We start from the raw sequence: 272 nt of genomic DNA, 5'->3' as shown, positions 1-272 counted from the left end.
GCAAATGGACCGAAGCACGTGCGGCCAACTTGGCACGTTCGCAGCCACCGGTCTCGCAGACCGAACCCTTCCCCGGTCGCGACCAGCAAAGCTCGGACATCAAACGCAACAATTTCCTGGCGCTGGTGTTCTGCCTGATGCTGGGTACGGCGGCGCTGCCGCACATCCTCATGCGCTACTACACCACGCCTACCGTGGCGGGCGCGCGCAGTTCGGTGTTCTGGACGCTGTTCTTCATCATGCTGATCTACCTCACGGTGCCGGCGCTCACC

1 protein-coding gene is annotated in these 272 nt (G+C 62.9%); it reads left to right on the top strand.

Annotated elements, in window-relative coordinates; genetic code table 11:
- Positions 1 to 29: 29 nt before the first annotated feature.
- Positions 30 to 272: sodium:solute symporter family transporter (locus tag ACZ3GY_RS23985; RefSeq protein ID WP_465912238.1), on the top strand; the 243-nt coding region annotated here is incomplete at its 3' end.

The sequence above is a fragment of the Pseudomonas sp. PME37.24/006 genome (assembly GCF_055556635.1).
Note: the sequence above shows the minus strand (reverse complement) of the source record. Positions and strands in the feature narration are given on the sequence as shown.